Below are 3,912 nucleotides of genomic sequence, written 5' to 3'. Positions count from 1 at the left end.
GTGGACGCCGACCTGGCCCGCGCGCGCGACCTCGTCGAGCGGCTGGCACCCGAACTGTCCGGGGTGGAGCTGCTCACCTCGACCGACGCGTCCTCCGCGGTCCGGCAGGCCGAGATCGTCTGCTGCGCGACCAACGCCACCAGCCCGCTCTTCCCGGAGTCGGCGCTGCCCGCGCAGGTGCACGTCAACGCCATCGGCGCGTACCGCCCCACCATGCGCGAGCTGCCCGACGAACTGCTCGCCTCCGGCACCGTGGTCGTCGACGAACTCGATGCGATCCTGGAGGAGTCCGGCGAGATCATCCACGCGATCGAAGCCGGGGCCATCACCAGGGAAGCCCTCACCGCGCTCGGCACCGCGCTGACCGCCCCCACCTGCGATCACGGCAAGCGGACCGTCTTCAAGTCCGTCGGTGTCGCCGCACAGGACTGGGCCATCGCCCGGCTCCTGGCCGACAAGTTCCTCGCCTGACCTCCGGTACACCCGGTCCGCGATCCGCAGGAAGGACAACGAGACAACGATGACAGACAACGCAGTGATCGTCGGTGCGGGCGTGGTCGGACTCGCCACCGCCCACCGGCTCGCGCAGGACGGCCTGACCGTCACCGTGGTCGACGCGGCACGCGCCGGTGCGGCCGGAGCCTCCGTCCACAACGCCGGGTGGATCGTTCCGATCATGTCGACTCCCGTGCCCGCGCCGGGGATGCTCGGCAAGGCCCTGCGGTGGATGGCCCGCAGGGACAGCCCCCTGTACGTCCGCCCGTCCCCCCGTCCCGAGCATGTGCGCTTCATGATCAACATGCTGCGCCACTGCAACCCGCGGGCCTTCGCACACGGCGTCGAGGCACTCACCTCCCTCAACGAACGCACGCTTGAACTCTTCGACGAGTACGAGAAGGACGGCATCCGCTTCGAGCACCACCGCGTGGGCCAGCTCCTGGCCTTCACCACCCGGCACACCATGGAGGAGTACCGGGCGGCGACAGCCCCCATGGAGCGCATCGGCCACACCGCTGTCCCCCGGACCGGCGACGAACTCCGTGACCTCGAACCCGCGCTGGGCAAGCAGGTACTCGCCGGCCTGCACTGCCCGCAGGAACGGCATGTCGACCCCGCGAGTCTGGTCAAGGGCCTGGAAGACCGCTGCCGGGAACTGGGAGTCCGGTTCCTGTACGACAGCCCGGTCACCGGCGTCGGGACCCGGGGCCGCACCGTGACCTCGGTGCTCGCCGGAGGCGACGAGGTCCCCGGCGACCTGTTCGTCCTCGCGGCCGGAGTGCACACCGGCCCGCTGTCCCGGCTGGCCGGGCACCCCCTGCCCATCCGGCCCGGCAAGGGCTACGGGTTCGACGACACCAGCGGTGCGGTGAACCTGCGGCACTCGGTGTACCTCGGCGAGGCCAAGGTGGCCGTCACCCCGCTGTCGAACCGGCTCCGGTTCGCCGGAACCATGGAGTTCGGCAGCTCCGACGCCACCATCGACCGCCATCGGCTGCGCGGCATCGCCGACGCCGCCCACACGTACCTGCCCGACTTCCCCCTGGAGCCGCAGCCACAAGGCTGGACGGGGCTGCGACCGATGACGCCCGACGGGCTGCCGGTCGTCGGGCCGCTGCCGGGCAAGGACAACGTGCTGGTGGCGAGCGGTCACAGCATGCTCGGCGTGACCCTGGCGCCGGTGACGGCGGACATCATCTCCGGGGAGGTCTCCGGAGACCGGCCGTCGGCCGACATCGCTCGCCCCTTCGACCCCGGCCGGTTCGCCCCACAGCGTCGCCGGAGCCCGGCGGGCGGTTGACGGGAGCCAGTTTCGGCAACGCGGCGAGGTGCGGTGCCAGGCCGCGCGACCCGGACGGGCAAAGTGAAAGGACCCCTAACCGATGACGGGATTGCGCCAGGCCACCGGGGCGCGGCCGCGTCGCCGACCCGGGCAACGTCACGATCGCCGGCCAGTCGGCGGGCGCGGCCTCGGTGCTCGGTCACGTGTGCTACCGCTGTCGAAGGTCCTCTTCCACCGGGCCGTCCGGGAGTCCGGCGCCTTTCACCCGAAGGACGCGCAGATCGGCGTACTGGCCACGTCCTACCGCACCGAGGCGCGCGCCGAGGAACTGGGCGCCGTCTGGATGACGCGGGTCGGCGCAAGCACGATCGACGAGGCGCGGAGCCTGTCCACCGACGCGCTGCTGACCGGCATCGGCGACAACGACAGCGACATCCCCGCCAACTCCAACCTCGGCGGACGCAACCCGCCCGTGTGGCGGCCGGTGCTCGACGGCTGGATGCCGCCGCGGACCTATCGGGACACGCTCCGGTCCGGACGGCACAACGATGTGCCGGTCATCAACGGCAACAACCGGACGAGAACGGCGCGTCGCTCACTCTGGCCAAGTCCGCGGCGGGTTCGCGTCCTGGGCCGAGGCGGCCTACGCGTCACTCGCCGACGAGTTCCTCGGCCTGTACCCCGTGATCGGTGACAGCGAGGGCGGCCCGCAGGCCATCACCTCCCTCCAGGACCGGGACCGGGTGTCGGCGCGGCCGGTGCCTTCAGCGGTGGTCCGCCACCGACGCCCGGTCGCGGACGGTCATGCAACTCGGCGACGGCTGGGGGCGGATCGCCGTGGCCGACCCGGACAAGGCGGACTTCTTCCGCCGTTTCTTCTCCCTCCAGCCCAACTGGTGAAGCGACTCAAGGGCTTCGAGGAGGAAACGATGGGCAACGTCAATCTCAACCGCCGCACATTCATCGGCGGTACGGTCGCCGCCGCCGCGCTCGCCGGCTCCCTGTTCCCCGCCAACGCCGCCGCCGCCGACAAGAAGGGCGGATCGCAGACCTGTGGGCCGGGGCCGGCAAGGCGGCGATCAGCATCCCGTCCAAGGCCCTGCCGACACGGCGCGACAGGTTCAGCACCGTCCACGACGACCTGTACGCCCACGTCCTGCTGGTGCGCAACGGCGACACCACAGTCGCCTTCGCCGTGTACGACCTGACGGGCATCCAGAACACCGCCGTGATGACCTCCATCAATTCGATCGTCAACGAGGTGGCGGGTGTTCCGGCCGACAACTTCCTGATCTCGGTCACGCACTCGTTCTCTTCCAGAACAACCTCCTGACCGCCACCAAGAGCGCCGCGGCCGCGACCTTCAACAGCCTGCAGCCGGCCAGGGTCGGCTACGGCATCGGCAAGGCCGACGTGAAGGTCAACCGGAACGTCCAGACCGCCGACGGCTGGTGGCTGGGCACCGGCGAGACCCTGCCCTCGGACAAGGGCGTGCGCGTGACGCGATTCGACGAGCTGGACGGGAACCCCTTCGCGATCATGGCCAACTACGACGTGCAGTCGGTGGTCATGATGGACCCGGTGATGGCGGACAGCTCGCTGCCCATCACCTCCGCCTGGCGGGCTGGACCGTGGCCCACGTCGAGAGCCAGTACGGCGGCGTGACCGGGTTCTTCCTGGGCGGCACCACCGGCGACCAGTTCCCGGCGTTCAGACCCAAGCGCTACACCATCGACAAGGACCGCGACCGGTCGCAGACGGACGCGAAGGACGCCGGCTGGATCCTGCTCACCGTCCACAGCGAACGGCTGGATACCGAAGTGGTCCGCGTCGCCGGGATGATCGACACCTCACGCGGCCGCGGCGCGACCGTACGCCTGCTCGTCGACGCGGTGACCGCGGACAAGGTCGTCGAAGGACACCCCGCCGGCCCCGCCACGAGCTAGTGCCGCGACGGGCAACGTTCGCCCCGTCACGACGCCCGGCACGCTCCCCCACGCTCTCGACCGCTCGAGCAGGGGGGGTACCCCCACTCGGCGCACCGGCCGAAACCCCGAGTACGTCCAGTACGAGGGCTTCCGGCCGGCACGCCGAGAGCACGCACCAAACGCCGCTCCTCAACGGGCAAACGT

The 3,912-nt window shown here is 70.7% G+C and carries 5 protein-coding genes and 1 pseudogene; all 6 read left to right on the top strand.

The window, feature by feature from the left end:
- A pseudogene (locus ABZ281_RS41300) lies at positions 1-471 on the top strand (ornithine cyclodeaminase family protein); the annotation flags it as partial.
- 49 nt (positions 472-520) lie between these two features.
- Positions 521-1,798, top strand: coding sequence for an FAD-dependent oxidoreductase (locus ABZ281_RS41295; RefSeq protein ID WP_356663080.1), 1,278 nt, complete (start codon positions 521-523; stop codon positions 1,796-1,798).
- A 187-nt stretch (positions 1,799-1,985) separates the two neighbouring features.
- The gene (locus ABZ281_RS41290; protein ID WP_356663079.1) at positions 1,986-2,474 is read left to right on the top strand and encodes a hypothetical protein; all 489 of its coding nucleotides are present in this window, start codon (positions 1,986-1,988) and stop codon (positions 2,472-2,474) included.
- A 468-nt stretch (positions 2,475-2,942) separates the two neighbouring features.
- The gene (locus ABZ281_RS41285; RefSeq protein WP_356663078.1) at positions 2,943-3,113 is read left to right on the top strand and encodes a hypothetical protein; all 171 of its coding nucleotides are present in this window, start codon (positions 2,943-2,945) and stop codon (positions 3,111-3,113) included.
- Positions 3,114-3,193: 80 nt separating this feature from the next.
- A complete protein-coding gene (locus ABZ281_RS41280) occupies positions 3,194-3,445 on the top strand; it encodes a hypothetical protein (RefSeq protein ID WP_356663077.1) in 252 nt (83 codons plus the stop codon).
- Positions 3,442-3,726 carry a hypothetical protein gene (locus ABZ281_RS41275; protein ID WP_356663076.1) on the top strand — a complete coding sequence of 95 codons (285 nt, stop codon included), beginning with the start codon at positions 3,442-3,444 and terminating at the stop codon, positions 3,724-3,726. Before ABZ281_RS41280 ends, ABZ281_RS41275 begins: the two co-directional genes overlap by 4 nt.
- The last annotated feature ends 186 nt before the right edge of the window (positions 3,727-3,912 follow it).

Origin of the sequence: Streptomyces sp. NPDC006265 (assembly GCF_040613555.1) — a bacterium.
Lineage (GTDB): Bacteria > Actinomycetota > Actinomycetes > Streptomycetales > Streptomycetaceae > Streptomyces.
The sequence above is the reverse complement of the archived record's forward strand: the minus strand, read 5'-3'. Positions and strand labels throughout refer to the sequence as shown.